At 34.3% G+C, this 18,858-nt stretch carries 15 protein-coding genes; 4 read left to right on the forward strand and 11 right to left on the reverse strand.

Annotated elements, in window-relative coordinates; genetic code table 11:
• Window positions 1-76 precede the first annotated feature (76 nt).
• Window positions 77-2,905 carry a TonB-dependent receptor gene (locus tag INR76_RS03020; protein ID WP_223109184.1) on the forward strand — a complete coding sequence of 943 codons (2,829 nt, stop codon included), beginning with the start codon at window positions 77-79 and terminating at the stop codon, window positions 2,903-2,905.
• Between the two features lie 69 nt (window positions 2,906-2,974).
• On the opposite strand, the gene INR76_RS03025 is transcribed toward INR76_RS03020, so the two are convergent.
• Window positions 2,975-3,346, reverse strand: coding sequence for a toxin-antitoxin system YwqK family antitoxin (locus tag INR76_RS03025; protein ID WP_223109185.1), 372 nt, complete (start codon window positions 3,344-3,346; stop codon window positions 2,975-2,977).
• Window positions 3,347-3,765: 419 nt separating this feature from the next.
• Here INR76_RS03025 and INR76_RS03030 point away from each other — a divergent pair, with 419 nt between their 5' ends.
• Together INR76_RS03030 and INR76_RS03035 are read left to right on the forward strand one after the other, a co-directional pair.
• The gene (locus INR76_RS03030) at window positions 3,766-4,989 is read left to right on the forward strand and encodes a porin (protein ID WP_223109186.1); all 1,224 of its coding nucleotides are present in this window, start codon (window positions 3,766-3,768) and stop codon (window positions 4,987-4,989) included.
• A gap of 76 nt (window positions 4,990-5,065) precedes the next feature.
• Window positions 5,066-7,309 carry an inorganic phosphate transporter gene (locus tag INR76_RS03035; RefSeq protein ID WP_223109187.1) on the forward strand — a complete coding sequence of 748 codons (2,244 nt, stop codon included), beginning with the start codon at window positions 5,066-5,068 and terminating at the stop codon, window positions 7,307-7,309.
• 81 nt (window positions 7,310-7,390) lie between these two features.
• On the opposite strand, the gene INR76_RS03040 is transcribed toward INR76_RS03035, so the two are convergent.
• Both INR76_RS03040 and INR76_RS03045 read right to left on the reverse strand, forming a co-directional pair.
• The gene (locus INR76_RS03040; protein WP_370632421.1) at window positions 7,391-8,257 is read right to left on the reverse strand and encodes a cupin-like domain-containing protein; all 867 of its coding nucleotides are present in this window, start codon (window positions 8,255-8,257) and stop codon (window positions 7,391-7,393) included.
• A gap of 65 nt (window positions 8,258-8,322) precedes the next feature.
• Entirely contained in the window at window positions 8,323-8,751 is a 429-nt protein-coding gene (locus INR76_RS03045; protein ID WP_223109188.1) for a DUF2007 domain-containing protein, read from the reverse strand.
• 111 nt (window positions 8,752-8,862) lie between these two features.
• On the opposite strand from INR76_RS03045, the gene nhaA reads away from it, so the two are divergent.
• The gene (nhaA, locus tag INR76_RS03050; RefSeq protein WP_223109189.1) at window positions 8,863-10,194 is read left to right on the forward strand and encodes a Na+/H+ antiporter NhaA; all 1,332 of its coding nucleotides are present in this window, start codon (window positions 8,863-8,865) and stop codon (window positions 10,192-10,194) included.
• Here nhaA and INR76_RS03055 read toward each other — a convergent pair whose 3' ends face one another.
• The 8 genes from INR76_RS03055 to INR76_RS03090 form a co-directional block, all read right to left on the reverse strand.
• Entirely contained in the window at window positions 10,195-10,494 is a 300-nt protein-coding gene (locus INR76_RS03055; protein ID WP_223109190.1) for a hypothetical protein, read from the reverse strand.
• Between the two features lie 265 nt (window positions 10,495-10,759).
• The gene (locus tag INR76_RS03060) at window positions 10,760-11,035 is read right to left on the reverse strand and encodes a F0F1 ATP synthase subunit epsilon (protein ID WP_223109191.1); all 276 of its coding nucleotides are present in this window, start codon (window positions 11,033-11,035) and stop codon (window positions 10,760-10,762) included.
• A gap of 76 nt (window positions 11,036-11,111) precedes the next feature.
• Entirely contained in the window at window positions 11,112-12,617 is a 1,506-nt protein-coding gene (atpD, locus tag INR76_RS03065) for a F0F1 ATP synthase subunit beta (protein ID WP_223109192.1), read from the reverse strand.
• A 147-nt stretch (window positions 12,618-12,764) separates the two neighbouring features.
• Complete coding sequence (locus tag INR76_RS03070; protein WP_223109193.1) at window positions 12,765-13,658, reverse strand: aminotransferase class IV; 894 nt, start codon at window positions 13,656-13,658, stop codon at window positions 12,765-12,767.
• Window position 13,659: 1 nt separating this feature from the next.
• The gene (locus INR76_RS03075) at window positions 13,660-14,391 is read right to left on the reverse strand and encodes a sulfotransferase family protein (protein WP_223109194.1); all 732 of its coding nucleotides are present in this window, start codon (window positions 14,389-14,391) and stop codon (window positions 13,660-13,662) included.
• 81 nt (window positions 14,392-14,472) lie between these two features.
• On the reverse strand, window positions 14,473-16,320 hold the full coding sequence (glmS, locus tag INR76_RS03080; protein WP_223109195.1) for a glutamine--fructose-6-phosphate transaminase (isomerizing): 1,848 nt from the start codon (window positions 16,318-16,320) through the stop codon (window positions 14,473-14,475).
• 4 nt (window positions 16,321-16,324) lie between these two features.
• Window positions 16,325-17,920, reverse strand: a complete 1,596-nt coding sequence (locus INR76_RS03085) for a DUF4270 domain-containing protein (RefSeq protein WP_223109196.1) — start codon at window positions 17,918-17,920, stop codon at window positions 16,325-16,327.
• 31 nt (window positions 17,921-17,951) lie between these two features.
• Window positions 17,952-18,758 carry a glycogen/starch synthase gene (locus INR76_RS03090; protein ID WP_223109197.1) on the reverse strand — a complete coding sequence of 269 codons (807 nt, stop codon included), beginning with the start codon at window positions 18,756-18,758 and terminating at the stop codon, window positions 17,952-17,954.
• Window positions 18,759-18,858 lie beyond the last annotated feature (100 nt).

Genomic DNA, 18,858 nt, shown 5'->3' on the forward strand with positions numbered 1-18,858 from the left:
ATTAAATTTTTGTTCTCATATAATTAGCTAACTTGCTCGCTTTAAAAAAAGCGAGCAAGTTCTATAAATAACAGTTATGAAAAATATTTTTCTACTACTATCAATTTTTTTAACCCAACTTGCATTTAGCCAAACTGGTACCATAACAGGTACCATTAACGATGGAGAATACAATGACGTACTACCTTTTGCCAATGTGGTAATAAAAGGTTCTCAAACCGGTACAACTTCAGACTTTGAAGGAAAGTATACCTTAAACGTAAAGCCGGGAACGTATACAGTTGTCTTTTCATTTGTTGGCTATCAAACAAAAGAGATCACAGATATTGTGGTTGTAGAAGACCAGTCAACCGTTATTGATGCAACTTTAAACGCAAGTGCCGGTCAACTTGATGAAGTAGTAATTACTACAACAGCTAGGCAAAACACTGAATCTGCTGTATTAAGTTTACAAAAAAAATCAATAAACTTAATGGATGGTCTTTCACTAGAAACCATAAAGAAAACCGGTGCTAGTAGTGTTGCCTCTGCCGTTAAAAACGTACCGGGAGTTTCAATTCAAGGTGGGAAGTTTGTCTATGTAAGAGGTCTTGGGGATCGATACACAAAATCTATCTTAAATGGTGTAGATGTACCAGGATTAGACCCTGACAGAAACACGTTACAGTTGGATATTTTCCCTACTCAAATATTAGAAAACGTATTAATTATTAAGTCTGCAACAGCAGATCAACCGGCAGATTTTACAGGTGGAGTTGTTGATATTGTCACTAAAGACATTCCTAGCAGAGAAGAATATAGTTTATCTGTAGGTGCTAGTTATAATTCAGATTTTCACTTTAATGATAATTATTTAGTTTCAGAAAGTAGTGGAACTGACTTTTTAGGTTTCGACGATGGATTAAGAGACAATCCTTTATCATCAAATCAAGATGTGCCGCTTCCGCAAGAAAATGCTTCGGTAGCAAGAGAAGTTACACAGCAGTTTAACCCAACAATGGCAGCTCAAAGACAGCAAAGCCTTATGGATTTTAAATTTTCGGCAACAGCTGGTAACCAATATGATATAGGTGATAACAAACTTGGTTTTTTAGCCTCTCTTTCCTATAAAAACGAAACCACTTATTATGATGAGTATATTGATGGTCAAATTTATAGAAAAGATGAAGCAGATAAATCAAACTTTGAATTGCTTCCAGATATAACACAAAATGGAGAAGCAGGAACCAACAATGTATTAATTAGTGGTCTTGCAGGTCTCTCTTTTAAAACTGAAAAATCAAAATATAGATTTAATGTACTTCATATTCAAAATGGAGAATCACAGGCTTCTATTTTTAGACAAAGTAACTTTATCATTAGTAGTAACCAGATAAAGAAAGACAACCTTATATATACTGAAAGATCTATTACCAATGGGTTACTGAGCGGAAAGCACTCTCTAGGTGAAGATAACGACTGGACTGTTGAGTGGAAATTATCACCTACGCTGGCACGTATCGATGATAAAGATTTTAGAGTAACTCCTTTTAGAATCTCAAGAAATCCTGAAACTGGCCAAGAAACTTTTACCATTGAGCCTAGTGAATCTGGCCTACCTTCGAGATTTTATAGAAACTTGGAAGAAATAAACTTAGCCGGAAAACTAGACATTGACAAAAAACATTCATTGTTTGGGTATGATGCTAAAGTAAAATTTGGAGGTGCCTTTACGTACAAACAAAGAGATTTTGAAGTTATTAAGTTTACGATTCCATTTTTAAATTTCCCATCGGCTTCAATAGGCGGTAATCCAGATTTAATCCTTGCTGATGAAAATATTTATGACCCAGCTACAAACAGTGGTTTTTATATTCGTGAAGATTCAAATGATTCAGACACCTATGATTCAGAAGTAAGTGTGGGTGCTGCTTATATTTCAGAAGAGTTTAAAGTTACCAATTGGTTCAACGCTATTTTGGGTGTTCGCTTTGAAAAATTTGATTTAATATACACTGGAGAAAACCAAAACGGAACTGAGCTAAACAATGCAACAGTTTTGGACAAATCTGACTTTTTCCCATCTGCAAATTTAATCTTTGACTTAAACGAAGACGGAAACCAAAAAATAAGAGCTTCATACGCTCGCACAACTGCGAGACCTTCTTTTAAAGAAGCATCATTAGCTGAAATTTTTGATCCAATTAGTAGTAACACGTTCATTGGAAATATTAACTTACAGCCTAGTTACATTAACAACTTTGACCTTCGTTATGAGCGATATGGTGAAAATAGTGACTTTTTTGCACTGAGTGGATTTTATAAATCATTCAAAGATCCTATTGAACTTTCTTTCATAAGAAGAGCTTACGGTCAATACACCCCATTAAATCTTGGTGACGCAAATGTTTTTGGCGGTGAGATTGAAATAAGAAAAAACCTTGGTTTTATTGAAGGACTACAAAACCTTTCATTTAACGCAAACTTTTCTTTAATTGAATCACAACAAGAATATAGTGAAGATGAAAGACAAGGAAGATTAGACAACTTAAGAGAAGGGGAAACGCTAGACGACACCCGTCAATTACAAGGACAATCGCCTTACCTTATCAATCTTGGCTTTAATTATAATCAAGAAGAAAGCGGCTGGCAAGGTGGCTTATTCTATAATACACAAGGAAAAACCCTTGAAATAGTTGGTGCAGGTGACGTAGCCGATGTGTACACATTGCCTTTTCACAATTTAAAATTGAATATTTCAAAATCATTTGGTGAAAAGAAAAACTCAACTGTTACCCTTAAGTTTGAAAACTTGCTAGATGATGATGTAGAAAGTGTATATCAATCATTCAATGCACAAGATCAAATTTTCTCAAAGTGGAATCCTGGACAAGAAATAAGCTTGAGTTATAGCATTCGTTTTTAAAAAGTTTTTAATACAATAAAAAAAGCCCGATAATAAAAGTATCGGGCTTTTTTGTTATCAAATGAATAGTTATTTGTTTGAAACTACCTGGGTATTGTCTTTTGTAAAAGTATTTACTTTTGCAATTTTTGAATTCATATAGGTTACTTCTCTAATAGTTTCTCCTTGAAAAAACACCCAAGAACCTACTTTTTCTCCTTTGTGATAGTTTGCTATTGCAGTTTTATTTCCATTAGTATCGTAACTAATCCACTCGCCTTGTAGCTTATTATCCAAAGTATAAAATCCGGTTTGCGCTACAACGCCATTGTCATGATATAAAGTTGTTTTAACCAATTTATTGTTAGAAGCATCAACAACATATTCATTCTTCTGTTTCTCTTGTGCATTACCTAATGCTACTGCCGCAATTAATGCTATAAGTGTGATTATATTTTTCATAACGCTAATTTTTAAATTCTTATACTCAAATATACAACATTATTAACATTAATGAAATACTTTCATAACATTAAATTTACATTAACCTTTTAAACTACTGTTTTTTAGCGTTTTATATTTTAAAATTTAACATTAAAACAAGTAAGTAAATTAATAATTTGATAATCTTTTCATGATACACACACTACATAAGAGTTATTAATTTGTTGAGTCTATAGACATTAATACACCTACATAAAATCGTTTAAGTTTTTGTCGACTAGATTTTTTTCAGTGTATGAGCTGCCTTGATCAGGCAGCTTTTTTTATCTTTAATGTTAACAACTATCAATAGTTTGAAACAAATTTAATATACAGGAAACATTATCTTAACATAAAGATAGGTTCTTTGCAGCGACAAAAACTTAAATTGATTATATATGAAGCTACGCTATCTAGCGCTTTTAGCATTGGCTATCTTGTTTCATAAAGTAGAAGCACAAGATACTACCACTACATCTTTTGGTAAAGGCCTTTTGAATGTTGTTGCTAAAGACAGTTCTTGGAGTGTACAATTTGCCCCTCGCATCCAGTTTAGAGCAAATTCAGTGTGGAATTACACAGGAACTCAATATGATTCGCCTCAACAAAATTTCTTAATACGTAGAGCACGATTAAAATTTAAAGGTTTTGCTTATTCTCCAAAGTTGAAATATAAAATTGAACTAGGTCTTTCTAATAGAGATCTTTCAGGAGGAAATCAGTTTACAAGTGACGCACCAAGGTATATTTTAGATGCCGTCCTTATGTGGAATTTTTACGAAAATTTTGAACTATGGGCCGGACAGACCAAACTCCCCGGTAACATAGAACGTATTGTATCTTCAGGAAACATGCAATTTATTGATCGCTCTTTATTAAACAGCAGATTTAATATTGACCGTGATGTGGGTATTCAACTACATCATAAAACTTTTATTTCTGAAAAATTTATTCTTCGTGAAACATTTGCCCTTTCTCAAGGTGAAGGAAGAAATGTTACTTCAGGAAATCTAGGCGGCCATCAATATACAGGAAGAGTTGAAGTATTGCCTTTTGGTGAATTTACAAATGGAACAGAATACGTACAAAGTGATTTAAAACGAGAAGTATCTCCTAAGTTAATGATTGGTATTGCATATGATTATAATGATGATGCTGTTAAAACAAGAAGTAATTTAGGTAACTATATGCAAACAAGTACCGGATTTTATAATACAGATATTACAACAGTGTTTATAGATGCCATGTTTAAGTATAACGGTTTTTCATTTATGGGAGAATTTGCCAATAGAGAAGCCGAAAACCCTATTGCCACTGAACAGGACGGGACCCTTGCTGTAGATGAAGATGGAATTCCTACAAATGATGTTGTATTAGTAGGAAATGCTTTAAACCTTCAGGCCGGTTATTTGTTTGAAAATAATTATGAGGTAGCCGGTCGTTTCACTTCATTACGTTTTGATTCGGTTACCAATGCTAGTAATCAAAATCAATACACAGTAGGAGTTTCAAAATATATAGTAGGTCACAAATTAAAAGTACAAAGTGACGTGAGCTATTCAACAATAGAAAATGAAAACGGTCCAATAGCATTTAGATTGGGTTTTGATTTTCATTTTTAAGCATACAATAGATAACAATTTGATAACAATTAAAGGCAATTTAATTAAGAGATTTGCACCACTTTAAATAACAGATATGGAAAACATATATTTATTGATGATTGTAGCATTGGCAGTTCTTGCCGTTGCAGATTTGGTTGTAGGAGTAAGTAACGATGCGGTTAACTTTTTAAACTCTGCAATTGGATCTAAAGCTATATCATTTAAAACCATCATGATCATCGCCAGTATTGGTATTTTTATTGGCGCTGTATTTTCAAGCGGAATGATGGAAGTAGCTCGTAAAGGGATATTTGTACCTGGTGAGTTCTACTTTGAAGAAATTATGATTGTCTTTATGGCCGTCATGATTACTGATATTTTACTGCTTGACTTTTTTAACACACTAGGATTACCCACTTCTACCACCGTTTCTATTGTATTTGAATTATTAGGAGCAGCCGTGGTTATGGCATTGATAAAAATTGGCGCAAACGCAGATGAAACTTGGGCAGATTTAGGCAATTATATCAATACAGCAAAAGCTACAGAAATCATTTTAGGTATTCTCCTCTCTGTGGTCATAGCGTTCAGTATTGGTGCTGCAGTACAATGGTTATCGCGATTGGTCTTTACGTTTCATTATGAAAAAAGAATAAAAAACTTTGGCGCATTTTTTGGAGGTTTTGCTTTAACAGCAATAGGTTATTTCATTTTTATGAAAGGCCTAAAAGGAACTCCTTATTATGGCGATTTTAAAGAAGTTGTAGAAGGAAATGAACTTTACTTCTTAGGTGGTAGTTTTATTTTCTGGACTCTGTTTTCTTTTTTATTCACCAAAATATTCAAAAAAAGCATCTTAGTTTTTGTAATTGCTGTAGGTACATTTGGATTGGCACTTGCCTTTTCAGGTAATGATTTGGTAAACTTTATTGGAGTACCAATGGCTGCCTACCATTCATACGAAGCTTGGTTAGCCTCTGGTGAAGCCGCAAGTTCTTTTTCAATGGATGTTCTTTCTGAAAAAGTGCCTGCAGAACCTTTCTTACTCTTTATTGCCGGTGGTGTAATGGTACTTACGCTTTGGTTTTCTAAGAAAGCACGTAGCGTTGCTGAAACCGAAATTGGTCTTTCTAGACAAGGTGATGGACACGAAAAATTTCAGCCAAATATGCTTTCTAGACTTGTTGTAAAAGGAACTTCTAGAGTAGCTGAAGGGTTAAACTATGTACTTCCAAAAACAACAACCAAAACTATCAATTCTCGTTTTGAAAAACCTGTTGTAGAATTACCCAAACACAAAACGTATGAATTACCTGCTTTTGATATGATTAGAGCATCTATCAACTTAGTTGTTGCAGGAGTGCTTATATCAATAGCTACCTCTATGAAATTGCCTTTATCTACAACGTATGTAACATTTATGGTTGCTATGGGTACTTCACTTGCAGATAGAGCTTGGGGAAGAGAAAGTGCAGTATATCGTGTTGCCGGTGTGCTTAATGTTATTGGTGGTTGGTTCTTTACTGCGTTTAGTGCTTTTGTTGCCGCAGGTACTTTAGCTTACCTTATTTACCTAGGAAAAGGAGTGGCTATCGCTATTTTACTATTACTTGCAGTTCTATTACTGGTACGCAACTATCTTTCATATAAAAAGAAGAGTAGTGCAATAATGGACGAGACCGGTCTTAAAAAGACTGAAAGTAATACTGTGCAAGGAATCATTCAAGAAAGTGCAGATAATATTGCCAAGGTTGTTCACAGAAGTAATAGAATTTATTCTGATATGTTACGCGGATTGGCAAAACAGGATACTTCAAAACTGAAAAAGAGCAAAAAAGGAGTCAAAAAGCTTAATGACGAAATAGATGAACTACGTGATAACATTTTCTATTTTATTAAAGATCTAGATGAAAAAAGTGTTCGCGGAAGTAACTTCTACATCATCATTTTAGGATATTTACAAGATGTAGCTCAATCACTCGAGTTTATTTCAAAAGCGAGTTATAAGCACGTCAATAATAATCATAAAGCTTTACGTTTTAATCAAATTAAAGACCTTCAAGAGATAGATCAATCGTTAGAAAAACTGTTCCAAGACATTGAAGCAATCTTTAAAAACAGAAGAATTGAAGATATTGAGAAAGTCTTAGACAATAAACAAGAATTGTTTGAGTATGTTTCAAAAAAGATTGAAAAACAAATTGCTAGAACCAGAACTGAAGAGTCTAGCCCAAAAAACACAACGTTGTATTTCAGTCTTTTACTTGAAACAAAAGATTTAATTACTGCTTTAATGAACTTAATGGAAGAATACTATATTAGTTATAAAAAAGCTTAGTTATAATTTCATTTCATAAAAAAAGCCTTGTTTTTAACAAGGCTTTTTTTATTTCAGTTTACTTTTTAAAGAAAGGATGGATTAGTGATTAATTCCTAACTTATTGTGCGTTTTGCGTATTGCTTTTTCATTTTTATAATCTATCCAGTTTTGTCCTTTAATTTTTCGCATTAAGGTATCAAAGTGTCGCATAACAGCAATATTGTAAATAGCTTTACCTAAGTTTTTAGGATTTCGGGCGATGGCTCTTAAACTCATAGAAAAACCAGGTGTAATATAGCGCATGTAATGCCAATAGCCTTCTGGCATATACAAAACGTTCCCGTGATCCAGATGTGCTTTAAAGCCTTTTGCTTGTTTTAAAGCGGGCCATTTTTCATAATCTGGATTTGCAAAATTGATATCTTCTCGAGTGATGAGTGAGTGTGGTATTTTGTATAAATAATCGTTTTGTTTTTGATCAAATAATATCACTTCTTTTTTTCCGTGGAAATGGAAATGAAAGATATTGGCCAGATCTATATCATAATGCATAAAGGTATAACTGTCTTCCCCTCCAAAAAACAACATAGGTAATCCTTTCATTAATTTAATACCAAAATCTGGGTAACTATAGTCTTTTTGCAACGCAGGAACTTCTTTTAATATATTCCACAAAAAAATACGGTATTTTGTTGGTTCACGCTTTAAGAGCTCAATGTATTCGCTCATTTTCATCTTAGCGTGAGGTTCATTAAAACCGTCCTCATGACTCACCGGCCTATTGTCGTAGAGTGGTACTTCTTTGTCTCCGGCAACTTTTGCCATATAATCTAGGTTCCATTTGTCAAAAGCAGGCCAATCCTCAATAAAACGCTCAATCACTACTGGTTTTTGAGGTTTGAAATATTGTGAAATGAAATCTTCTTTTGAAATGGTCGTAACCCTATCTATTTCTTGTAATTGCATAAATATGGTAAAACGACAAATTTACAAAACTTAAATAAAAGGTTTTCTTAAAGTAAAGTTTACTTTTAGTCAAGCTGGTTTTCGACAAGATTAAACTTTATTTTGCAAACTTCACAGCTGTAACTATATTTTGTATAAAAAGGTAAAGCGCTAAATAAAAAACCTACTAGAAAGGCCATCAAAGATTTAATGCTAGATATACTAGAAAAGTAATGTATTTTCTCTGCACCACAATTGGGACATTGTATAGCACTACCTGTATTGTCTAGAGAATAGTCACTAATAGAACTCAATATTTCTTTGGCTTTGGTTTCATCTACTTTATCGACTTTTAGCTTTACACCTCCTATGGCATTACTTACCAGAGGGTCTGTATCTATTGTAATATCATCAAAAAGATACGATACCACGCCTTCAGATGCTAACCTACCTTTTATAATATTTGCTTCAGTTGAATATAAAAATGTAGCTACAGTAATTAATTGTTGAGACATACTCCAAATATAACTTTAAAATTTATACCTAGAACATTGACTTTTTTTTATGAAAAAAGCACGCTAGTTTTTTTAACTTTATAGCTTTTAAAATCTTAAACAAAGTTCAGTTTGAAAATAGCAAAAAACCCGGTAGAAACATTTATTAATAGATCAACCTCAGGAAGTTTTATTCTTCTGCTTTTTACTGTAATTGCTTTGGTTTGGGCAAATTCACCTTGGCAAGAAACCTACCACGCTTTTTGGAATGAAACATTTGCCATAGGTTTTAGCAATACAGATTTTATTATTGAAAAACCTCTGTATTTATGGGTAAATGATGGTCTAATGACTATTTTCTTTTTTTATGTGGGTCTTGAGATTAAACGTGAAATATTAGATGGCGAACTCACAACAATGCGGAAAGCCTCAATGCCTATTTTTGCTGCATTGGGGGGTATTTTGGTACCCATTGCTATATTTTTCTTGTTAAACAACCACGACCGCGGTCTATCTGGATGGGGTATACCAATGGCTACAGATATTGCTTTTTCATTAGGTATATTAAACTTACTAGGAAAACGCGTTCCTCTAGGGCTGAAGATATTCTTAACCACTTTTGCTGTAATTGATGATATTGGAGCCATCTTGGTTATTGCCACTTTTTACAGCCATGAGATGCATCTTTCTTATTTATTAATAGCATTGGCTATATTAATATTTTTAGGCTTTTTAGCGTATAAAAAATTTCATTCAAAATATTTATTACTTATCAGCGGAATAGCAGTTTGGATTCTATTTTTAAAATCAGGGTTACACCCAACGATTGCAGGTGTTTTATTAGCTTTAGTAATACCATCGAGTAGGAACTTAAACTTAGAAAATTTCTTTCCCGAAATACGAAAGTCATTATACGTATTTAAAAGAACAACCAGCAACAGAGTTATTTTGACTGAGACGCAACAAGATGCAGTTGATAAAATTAACTTGATTACAGATCGCGTACAATCACCTATGCAGCAGCTAGAAAACGGTCTTAGTGGATGGGTTGCCATTGTGATTATGCCCATATTTGCCTTGGCAAATGCCGGTATTACTATAGATTTAGATTCTTTAAGTGCAACACACCTCATTTCACAAATTGCTATTGCCATGGTTGCAGGTAAAGTAATAGGTATTACACTCTTTAGTTATCTAGCATATAAACTTAAAATTGCTGTACTGCCTACAGGAATAAACTTTAAACAAATACTCGGTGTAAGCTTTTTGGGAGGAGTAGGTTTTACAATGTCACTCTTTATAGCCGAATTAGCCTTTAGAAGTGATGCTTTATTAACTACATCAAAAATTGGTATATTAATAGGTACGCTTGTAGCAGGATTTGCAGGTTACTTTATTCTGAAACTTCAGCTTAAAAAACCTCCGGTAGTAGAAAAAGAAGAAGTGGAAGAAATAACAGAATAATCATAAAGTTACCCACTTTGAGTCTCTAGGGTCTGTTGCTGCATCCAATAAATCTATATTTAGTTTTTTAGCAATTGTTTTCCCGGTTTCTAGGGTGATATCAAGCTCTTCAAAATTTATAATATTGAAACGTTTGTTTTTATTATACCAAAGGTTAACTTCATAAAAGCCTTTTCCATTTTTAAAAACAGATAGGTATTCTATTTTTTTAAAGGGTTTCCATCTCCCGAATTTTATAGGACCTACGTGTTTTTCTATTTTATATTGTTTGTTTTCAAAATCAAAGTGATAGTCCTGCACTATTGAAAAGCTTAAACCCGTAGAAAAAGATAACGGCACCAAATAAAACCACCTAATATCTGCTTGAGTGGATATTTTGTAGAGACAGAAAATACAGAGGGTAAAGCATAGAGATGCTATAATTCTATGCCAGAAAGGCCTATTTCCCTGAGAAATGTAGGTATGTTTATTTTCCACAGAAAGGAATGATATTTATAGCATTAAAAAACCCAAATTCCATTATTGAAATTTGGGTTTTTACTATGTATTGTAAATTTCAGCAGAATTAATCAGCCAAAACAATTACTTTATTGTTATTCATTTCAACGGTACCGCTGGTAATTTCTAATATCCACTTACCGTCTTCTTTTTTAAATTTATTTTCAAATCCTTCAGCAATCGTAGGGTTACCAGAAAATTTTACTTTTCCTTTGGCTAAGACAGATACGATAGGCGCATGGTTGTTGAGCATTTGAAACTCACCTTCTACACCCGGTACTGTTACCGATTCTACTTCTCCACTTACTAGGGATGCTTCAGGAGTTACTATTTCTAAATACATATATTTTAGTATTGAGATGTGAGATGTGAGTACTAAGAAAATCTAACATCTCAGTACTCATCTCTCAAATCTATTTTTATGATTCAGCTAACATTTTTTCACCAGCTTCTATTGCTTCTTCAATAGAACCTTTCAGGTTGAAGGCAGCTTCTGGAAGGTGATCTAATTCACCATCCATAATCATATTAAATCCTTTAATGGTTTCTTTAATATCTACCAATACCCCTGGAATTCCTGTAAACTGTTCTGCTACGTGGAATGGCTGAGAAAGGAAACGCTGTACACGACGTGCACGGTTTACCGCTTGCTTATCTTCTTCAGATAATTCTTCCATACCCAAAATAGCGATAATGTCTTGTAATTCTTTATAGCGTTGTAACAACTCTTTTACTCGTTGTGCACAAGCGTAGTGCTCTTCACCTAAAATATCTGCTGTAAGAATACGAGAGGTAGAATCTAACGGGTCTACCGCTGGATAAATACCAAGCTCTGCAATTTTACGAGATAATACCGTTGTTGCATCTAAGTGAGCAAAGGTTGTTGCCGGTGCTGGATCGGTAAGGTCATCTGCAGGTACGTAAACCGCTTGTACCGAAGTAATAGAACCTTTTTTGGTAGAAGTAATACGCTCTTGCATAGCACCCATCTCTGTTGCTAACGTTGGCTGATAACCTACCGCAGAAGGCATACGACCTAGAAGTGCTGATACCTCAGAACCTGCTTGTGTAAAACGGAAGATGTTATCAACGAAGAAAAGTACATCTTTTCCTTGACCATCACCTGCTCCGTCACGGAAATACTCAGCTATTGTTAATCCTGAAAGTGCTACTCGAGCACGTGCTCCAGGTGGTTCGTTCATTTGTCCAAATACGAAAGTTGCTTTACTTTCTTTCATTGCAGTTTTATCAACTTTTGATAAATCCCATCCTCCATCTTCCATAGAGTGTAAGAAATCATCACCGTATTTAATAATACCAGATTCTAACATCTCACGAAGTAAATCGTTTCCTTCACGAGTACGTTCACCTACTCCGGCAAATACAGAAAGACCACCGTGACCTTTTGCAATGTTGTTAATCAATTCTTGAATTAATACTGTTTTACCTACTCCGGCTCCACCGAATAATCCAATTTTACCTCCTTTTGCATAAGGCTCAATCAAATCAATTACTTTAATACCTGTAAAAAGTACCTCAGTAGATGTAGATAAATCTTCAAATTTTGGTGCTTCACGGTGAATTGGCAATCCGTCTTGTCCTGCTTTAGGAAGATTAGGCATACCGTCAATCGCATCACCAATTACGTTAAATAAACGTCCATATACATCTTCACCTATTGGCATTTGTATTGGAGTTCCTGTTGCTACAGCTTCAACACCTCGGCTTAAACCATCTGTAGAATCCATAGAGATTGTTCTTACGGTATTCTCACCAATGTGCGATTGTACTTCAAGAACCAGTAGGTTTCCGTGGTTGTTAACCTCTACTGAGTCATATATTTTTGGAAGTTCGGTTCCGTTAGCAAATTCTATATCTACTACAGGACCAATAATCTGTGCAACTTTTCCTTTAACTTGTGACATTATTAACTGTTTATTTTTTAGTTATCTAAGGGTGAAATTACCACCCTCTTTTTGAACGGTGCAAAGATAGTTTTTTCTGTTTTAATTACGCAATGGAAATCGGTGAATTTTTACTACAGGAGCTTAATATTTTATTTACCGCCTTTATTAAAGTGGCTCACAGTATTCCCGAATGCTGTTTTTAAACAATTCTAATACTTGATTCATAGCTTTATTCTCTTTTGAGATACTTCTACCGTCTATTTCAACAACAGGCGTTAACTCTCCCATAGTACCAGTAGCAAAAACACCATCAGCATTCATAAACTGAGACAAGGTAAGATCTGCTTCCTGTAAAGTTATATTGTTATTAGTACATAACTCTATAACGGTGTTTCGGGTAATACCAGGTAAACACGCATGAGCAAATGGCGTGTATACAATACCGTTTTTAACCATAAACAGATTGCTTCCGTTTAATTCGGCTACAAACCCTCGTTCATCTAGCATTAATCCAGCGTCTTTTCCGGCTACATTAGCTTGAATTTTTGCTATTATATTATTCAGTAAATTATTGTGATGAATTTTACTGTCTAAAAACTGCGGAGCATTGCGGCGCTGGCTAGAACTTAACACTTTTATTCCGCTACTATTATCATATACCAGAGGTTTCCATTCGGCTAAGACAATTAAACAAGACCCATTTTGATTGAGTCTCGGGTCCATCCCACTTGTTATTTTTTCACCTCTTGTTAATGTTAACCGAATATGAACATCATCATTCATACCATTGGCATCAAGAGTTTTTTTAATGGCTTTTTTAATTTCAGCTTTTGAAGGAATATCTACAAAAGCAAGTGTTTTTGCACTTTCTTGCAAGCGAGTGAGGTGTTTATCTAGACAAACTATACCCTCGGGGTATACACGCAAACCTTCCCAAACAGCATCTCCACCTTGTACCGAACTATCAAAAACTGAAACTTTTGCCTGATCCCGGTGGTGTAATGAATCTTTTATAAAAACTTGAATATCACGATTGCGTTCATCAAAGTGTTGTAACATATTATTTATTTTTTAAAATGTGTTTTTTTAAAGTGTTGTAGTACGGCATAGACTCTTCCAAAAGAGGTTTTAACGCTTTTGGTAGCTCCTCTTCAGGTTTTTGAGACTGAATTTTTTTCTGAAATCCTTCAGAATTATGCACGTTTGCATACCAATGTTGCGCCCAAACTCCATCTTCAGGAATACCGCCTTTCTGCCAGGTAGGCATTTTTTCAGAAAAAGGAATGTTTACATTTTTACAAAGTTGTTTTAAATACCGTTTTGGATTAACAAGTAGTTCATCACTGTCAATCACAATAGGAGTTTTATTGTTTTCTTTCAGAAAAATAAAAAGTTCTGAAGCTTTTTTAAGGCCAATGTCTGCCAGTTTTGGATTGTCAATGATTTTTGAAAACGAACGAATAATCTTCTCGGGGCGTCGTATTAAAATAATATTTTCCCAATCTAAAATATAATTTGGTTTTTCTGAAAGGTAATGATGAGCCATTCCCTTTACAAATACATTTTTTAACCCTGAAAGAGAACGTATGCTTTCTACCACTACTTCTTCTTTTAAATCCATCGTTTGAAGAATTTCGGCTGTGGAAGGGTGGTTAATTTCGGTAGTGGTGTTTTTTAAATAAAACCCATAAAAGGGTTCGTCAAGAACGTTAAAATCATCGCGTTGCGCAAAGGAGTACATAAGCGCTGTTGAAATGTTTCTTGGACCGGATATAAGATTAATTACTTTCATTGGATTAAAAATACATCAGAAAAAAGAAAAAGCCTTCAAAAATTTGAAGGCTTTTTATAACAGTGCTCTATAAACAGTTACTTACTCAACTGTAACTGATTTTGCTAAATTTCTAGGCTGATCAACATTTTTACCCAACATTACAGCTATGTGATAAGACAATAATTGCAATGGAATAGTAGTGACTAACGGTGATAACGTCTCTGGTGTTTTTGGCACTTCCATAATATAATCTGCCATTTCTTTAACAGTAGTGTCACCTTCTGTTACTACAGCAATAATTTTTCCGGCTCTAGACTTAATCTCTTGTATATTGCTTACTACCTTTTCATAATGGTTACTGTTTACTGCAATTACCACAACCGGCATTTGCTCATCGATTAAAGCAATTGGTCCGTGTTTCATTTCGGCGGCAGGATACCCTTCTGCGTGTATGTATGAAATTTCTTTTAGCTTTAAGGCTCCTTCCAATGCTACCGGGAAATTATATCCTCTTCCTAGGTATAAGAAATTTGCTGCATCTTTAAATACTTTTGAAATTTCTTTAATCTTATCATCTCCTTTTAAGGCTTCCTCTACTTTACCCGGAATCATATCTAGCTCTCTTAAATGAAGCATGTAATCACTCTGTGATAAGGTTCCTTTAGATTTTGCTAAGCGAAGCGCAATCATTATTAAAACAGTAATTTGAGTAGTAAATGCTTTTGTAGAAGCAACACCTATTTCAGGGCCTGCGTGTGTATATGTACCACTATGCGTTTCTCTAGAAATAGTTGAGCCAACTACATTACAAACTCCATATACAAATGCGCCTTTTTCTTTTGCAAGTTTAATAGCTGCCAATGTATCTGCTGTTTCACCACTTTGCGAAATAGCAATAACAACATCTTTTTCTGTGATTATAGGATTACGGTATCTAAATTCTGAAGCATATTCTACCTCAACAGGTATTCTAGCTAAGTCTTCAAAAACATATTCTGCTACCAATCCTGCATGCCAAGATGTACCGCACGCAACTATAATAATACGATCTGCATTGGTAAATCGCTTAATATGGTCTTCTAGCCCTCCTAAACGCACGATACCTTCATTGGCCAGCAAACGTCCTCTATAAGTATCTTTAATAACAGATGGTTGCTCGTAGATTTCTTTGAGCATAAAGTGATCATAACCACCTTTTTCAATTTGCTCAAGGTTAAGTTGAAGTTCTTGAACATACGGAGCAACTACTTTATCATCCTTAATTTTACGTACTTTAACATCACGTCCTCGACGAATGATAGCCATTTCTTGATCTTCAAGATAAATTGCATTATTGGTAAATTCTATAAACGGCGATGCATCACTTGCTACAAAAAACTCATCGTCACCTATACCAATGGCTAAAGGACTTCCAAGTTTTGCTACAACAATTTCGTCAGGTTTATTTTTATCAAACAGTGCAATTGCATATGCACCAACAACTTGATTTAAGGCTATTTGAACAGCTTTACCAAGTTTTACATTTTCTTGTTTTTTTACTTCTTCTATTAGGTTAACCAACACTTCAGTATCGGTATCTGAAGTAAATGTATACCCGCGATTGATTAATTCTTTTTTAATGGAAGCATAGTTTTCAATTATTCCATTATGAATTATAACCAAATCTCCACTATTTGAATAATGTGGGTGTGAATTTACATCATTAGGAACTCCGTGAGTAGCCCATCGTGTATGACCTATACCTAGACTTCCTTTTAACGTAATATTTTTTTCTGCTTTGGCTTCAAGATCTGCTACTTTACCTTGTGTTTTACACAATTGTATAGTAGAACCGTCAAATAGTGCTATACCGGCACTATCATAACCGCGATATTCTAGTCTTTTTAATCCGTTTAAAACAATTGGGTAAGCTTCTTTTTTACCAATATATCCTACAATTCCGCACATATCATTACTCGGGTTTAGTATAAAAAAGTTGAAGTTTTAATCTTCTATTCTCACTTGGAGAGTTGCTGCCGTGTAAGACAGTTCCTTTAGGGGTTAGCACGCTGGTTCCTGGTACTCTTTTAAGACCGGGAGCTTGGGTGTTTTTAAGATCTTTAAAGTTTGGCCTTACTACGTTATCTGTAACCATTAACCCAAGAGGTACGTTTGTGGAGTCTCTGTTAATTAAATCACTTACATACGTAGTTAATTTAATTTTATAAAAGTTTCCTTGACCGTTTGCATCTCTCTCTAATCTTCCTAAATGATTGGTTCTATGAGTTAGTGGTTCTTCTGTATTTGCAGGATCTGTTAAATAATCAATAAGAACTCTACCATTTGTAGCATCAAAAATAATAATACGTTCTGGTTCATTTTCTATTGCTCCTGTTCTACTTTTATTTACGTAAAAAACCAAGTTGGCTTCATTGATAAGCGGTTTTTCATCACGCAAAATATCAAGTTCGTCAGGCACTCCATTAGGACCAGGTTCTAGGTTTGCGTTAAGGTTATCTTCATTACCAAATAATTGCACTACAGCCGCAATACCGTCACCGCCTTTTATATATAGGTTTTCATCACCGTTATCAACATTTGGATTTTCTACTGCAGATAGTATATTTTGAGGTAATTCATCTTGAAGTAAACTCACATTAATGCCATCAAAGTTAAGCTCTAGTGTAGCTTCATCACGACCATCCTCTTCATCATTTTCATCATAAAAAGAGTAATACATGGTAATTTTTGCTTCGGAAGGATCAAAAAGAAAAAAGTTTCCTGTATCTGTCGCCGAAGCAACTTTAAAATAGATCCCTCTAAAATAATCTTTGAAATTATTATTACTTAAAAGCTCATTTGAACCTTCCATATCAACAATTTTTTGCTGAAAAAACTCGATAGGTAATTTTGCTCGTAATCCAGGCGAAAGCACTTCATTTACAATATCACCATCTGCTGCGGTTTCTGTGGTGGGAAGCACAAATCCCTCATCACTTGGAGCAAAATTTTCAACTTCAAATATTAAATCACCTATCAAACTAGGATTGTTATCTAGGGTCGTTTCTAAATCTGAATAGTAGTTTTGAGTTTCTTGAAAACCTGTTTCAGGATCTAAATCTCTTAAAAAGTAATTTGACTCATATAGTGAAATATTAATAGGATCTTCTCCATAAACAGAATCTAAAGTATAATTAAGTGTATCTTCTCCTATTGTTTCACTTTCACTAAAAAAAGGAATATATAATACAACACTATCTACACTTACACTGTCACCAAATTTTGGATCGGTTTGACCAAGTGTTACTTGAGAAAGTAAATTGGCAGTAGTTTTTCCATAAACAGGATCGTTTTTAATCCCTAATTGGTATGCAGACAAGCCATTTGTTTGTATTGGTAACAGTTTACGACTATAAGCAATCACAGTGTTGGTTTGATCTGGCTCTATAAAGGTGTTATCACCCACAATTTCAGACCCTATAATATCAATATCCTCTTCGCAAGATGCCAAGGCAACGATTATAAACAATACCGTTGCGAGTTTTGGCAACAAATTCTTAATCTTCATATGAAATTTAAATTGTGTAAGGGTTTGTTTTCTACAATACTTTCGTTTCGTAAAAGTCTAAATATGCTTCTGAAAACTCTTCTTTTTTGTGAAATTTTAACACTGGTTTGTCCAAGTTGTTAAGGTAGTTTTCTAATCCTTCCGGTATATCATCTGAACCTATTATGGCTGCATCTGAATTTTTTACAGCAACCTTCATCATATTTACATAATTTGGGTTATCAAGTTCTGCAACTGTTTCTTCTTCTATACCGTCAAACAATATTTTTTCTTTTACATTATTGTTTAACGTACCATCAAAGGCTTGATTGTATACGGAGGTAACTATTTTACTATTTTCAAATAAAGGCTCTGTGCCATAGTAGTTGCGAAGGTATAATGGCAAAAATGATGCTAACCAACCGTGTACGTGAATTATATCTGGTGACCAGTTTAATTTTTTTACAGTTTCAATCACTCCTTTTGCAAAAAAGATAGCGCGCTCATCATTATCTGGAAAGAAAGTTCCATCTTCATCTGCATAGGTTGCTTTACGCTTAAAATAATCATCATTGTCAATAAAATACACCTGCATACGTTCTTTTGGTATAGATGCAACTTTAATAATTAACGGCATATCAAGATCGTTAATTACTAAGTTCATTCCGCTTAAACGTATTACCTCGTGTAGTTGATGGCGTCTCTCATTAATATTACCGTAACGCGGCATAAATATTCGTATTTGACCACCATTGTCATTGACCATTTTGGGAGCTTCAAACGACATGGAAGAAATCTCGGTCTCCGGTAGATAAGGTATTACTTCAGAAGACACATACAAGACTCTTTTATCTTTCATAAATATATTACTTTAGTAGCTTACTTGTTTTGAAAGTGCAAAATTACGAAAATTTATGTAGATTGCTCATAATCTATTAATTTTGCCGCCACTCAATTTT

Source organism: Marixanthomonas sp. SCSIO 43207 (assembly GCF_019904255.1).
Lineage (GTDB): Bacteria > Bacteroidota > Bacteroidia > Flavobacteriales > Flavobacteriaceae > Marixanthomonas.

Bases quoted from the DNA above. Each gene is read 5' to 3' on its own strand.
- INR76_RS03020 (WP_223109184.1), top strand. From the start codon at position 77: ATGAAAAATATTTTTCTACTACTATCAATTTTTTTAACCCAACTTGCA.
- INR76_RS03025 (WP_223109185.1), bottom strand. From the start codon at position 3,346: ATGAAAAATATAATCACACTTATAGCATTAATTGCGGCAGTAGCATTA.
- INR76_RS03030 (WP_223109186.1), top strand. From the start codon at position 3,766: ATGAAGCTACGCTATCTAGCGCTTTTAGCATTGGCTATCTTGTTTCAT.
- INR76_RS03035 (WP_223109187.1), top strand. From the start codon at position 5,066: ATGGAAAACATATATTTATTGATGATTGTAGCATTGGCAGTTCTTGCC.
- INR76_RS03040 (WP_370632421.1), bottom strand. From the start codon at position 8,257: ATGCAATTACAAGAAATAGATAGGGTTACGACCATTTCAAAAGAAGAT.
- INR76_RS03045 (WP_223109188.1), bottom strand. From the start codon at position 8,751: ATGTCTCAACAATTAATTACTGTAGCTACATTTTTATATTCAACTGAA.
- INR76_RS03060 (WP_223109191.1), bottom strand. From the start codon at position 11,035: ATGTATTTAGAAATAGTAACTCCTGAAGCATCCCTAGTAAGTGGAGAA.
- atpD (WP_223109192.1), bottom strand. From the start codon at position 12,617: ATGTCACAAGTTAAAGGAAAAGTTGCACAGATTATTGGTCCTGTAGTA.
- INR76_RS03070 (WP_223109193.1), bottom strand. From the start codon at position 13,658: ATGTTACAACACTTTGATGAACGCAATCGTGATATTCAAGTTTTTATA.
- INR76_RS03075 (WP_223109194.1), bottom strand. From the start codon at position 14,391: ATGAAAGTAATTAATCTTATATCCGGTCCAAGAAACATTTCAACAGCG.
- glmS (WP_223109195.1), bottom strand. From the start codon at position 16,320: ATGTGCGGAATTGTAGGATATATTGGTAAAAAAGAAGCTTACCCAATT.
- INR76_RS03085 (WP_223109196.1), bottom strand. From the start codon at position 17,920: ATGAAGATTAAGAATTTGTTGCCAAAACTCGCAACGGTATTGTTTATA.
- INR76_RS03090 (WP_223109197.1), bottom strand. From the start codon at position 18,758: ATGAAAGATAAAAGAGTCTTGTATGTGTCTTCTGAAGTAATACCTTAT.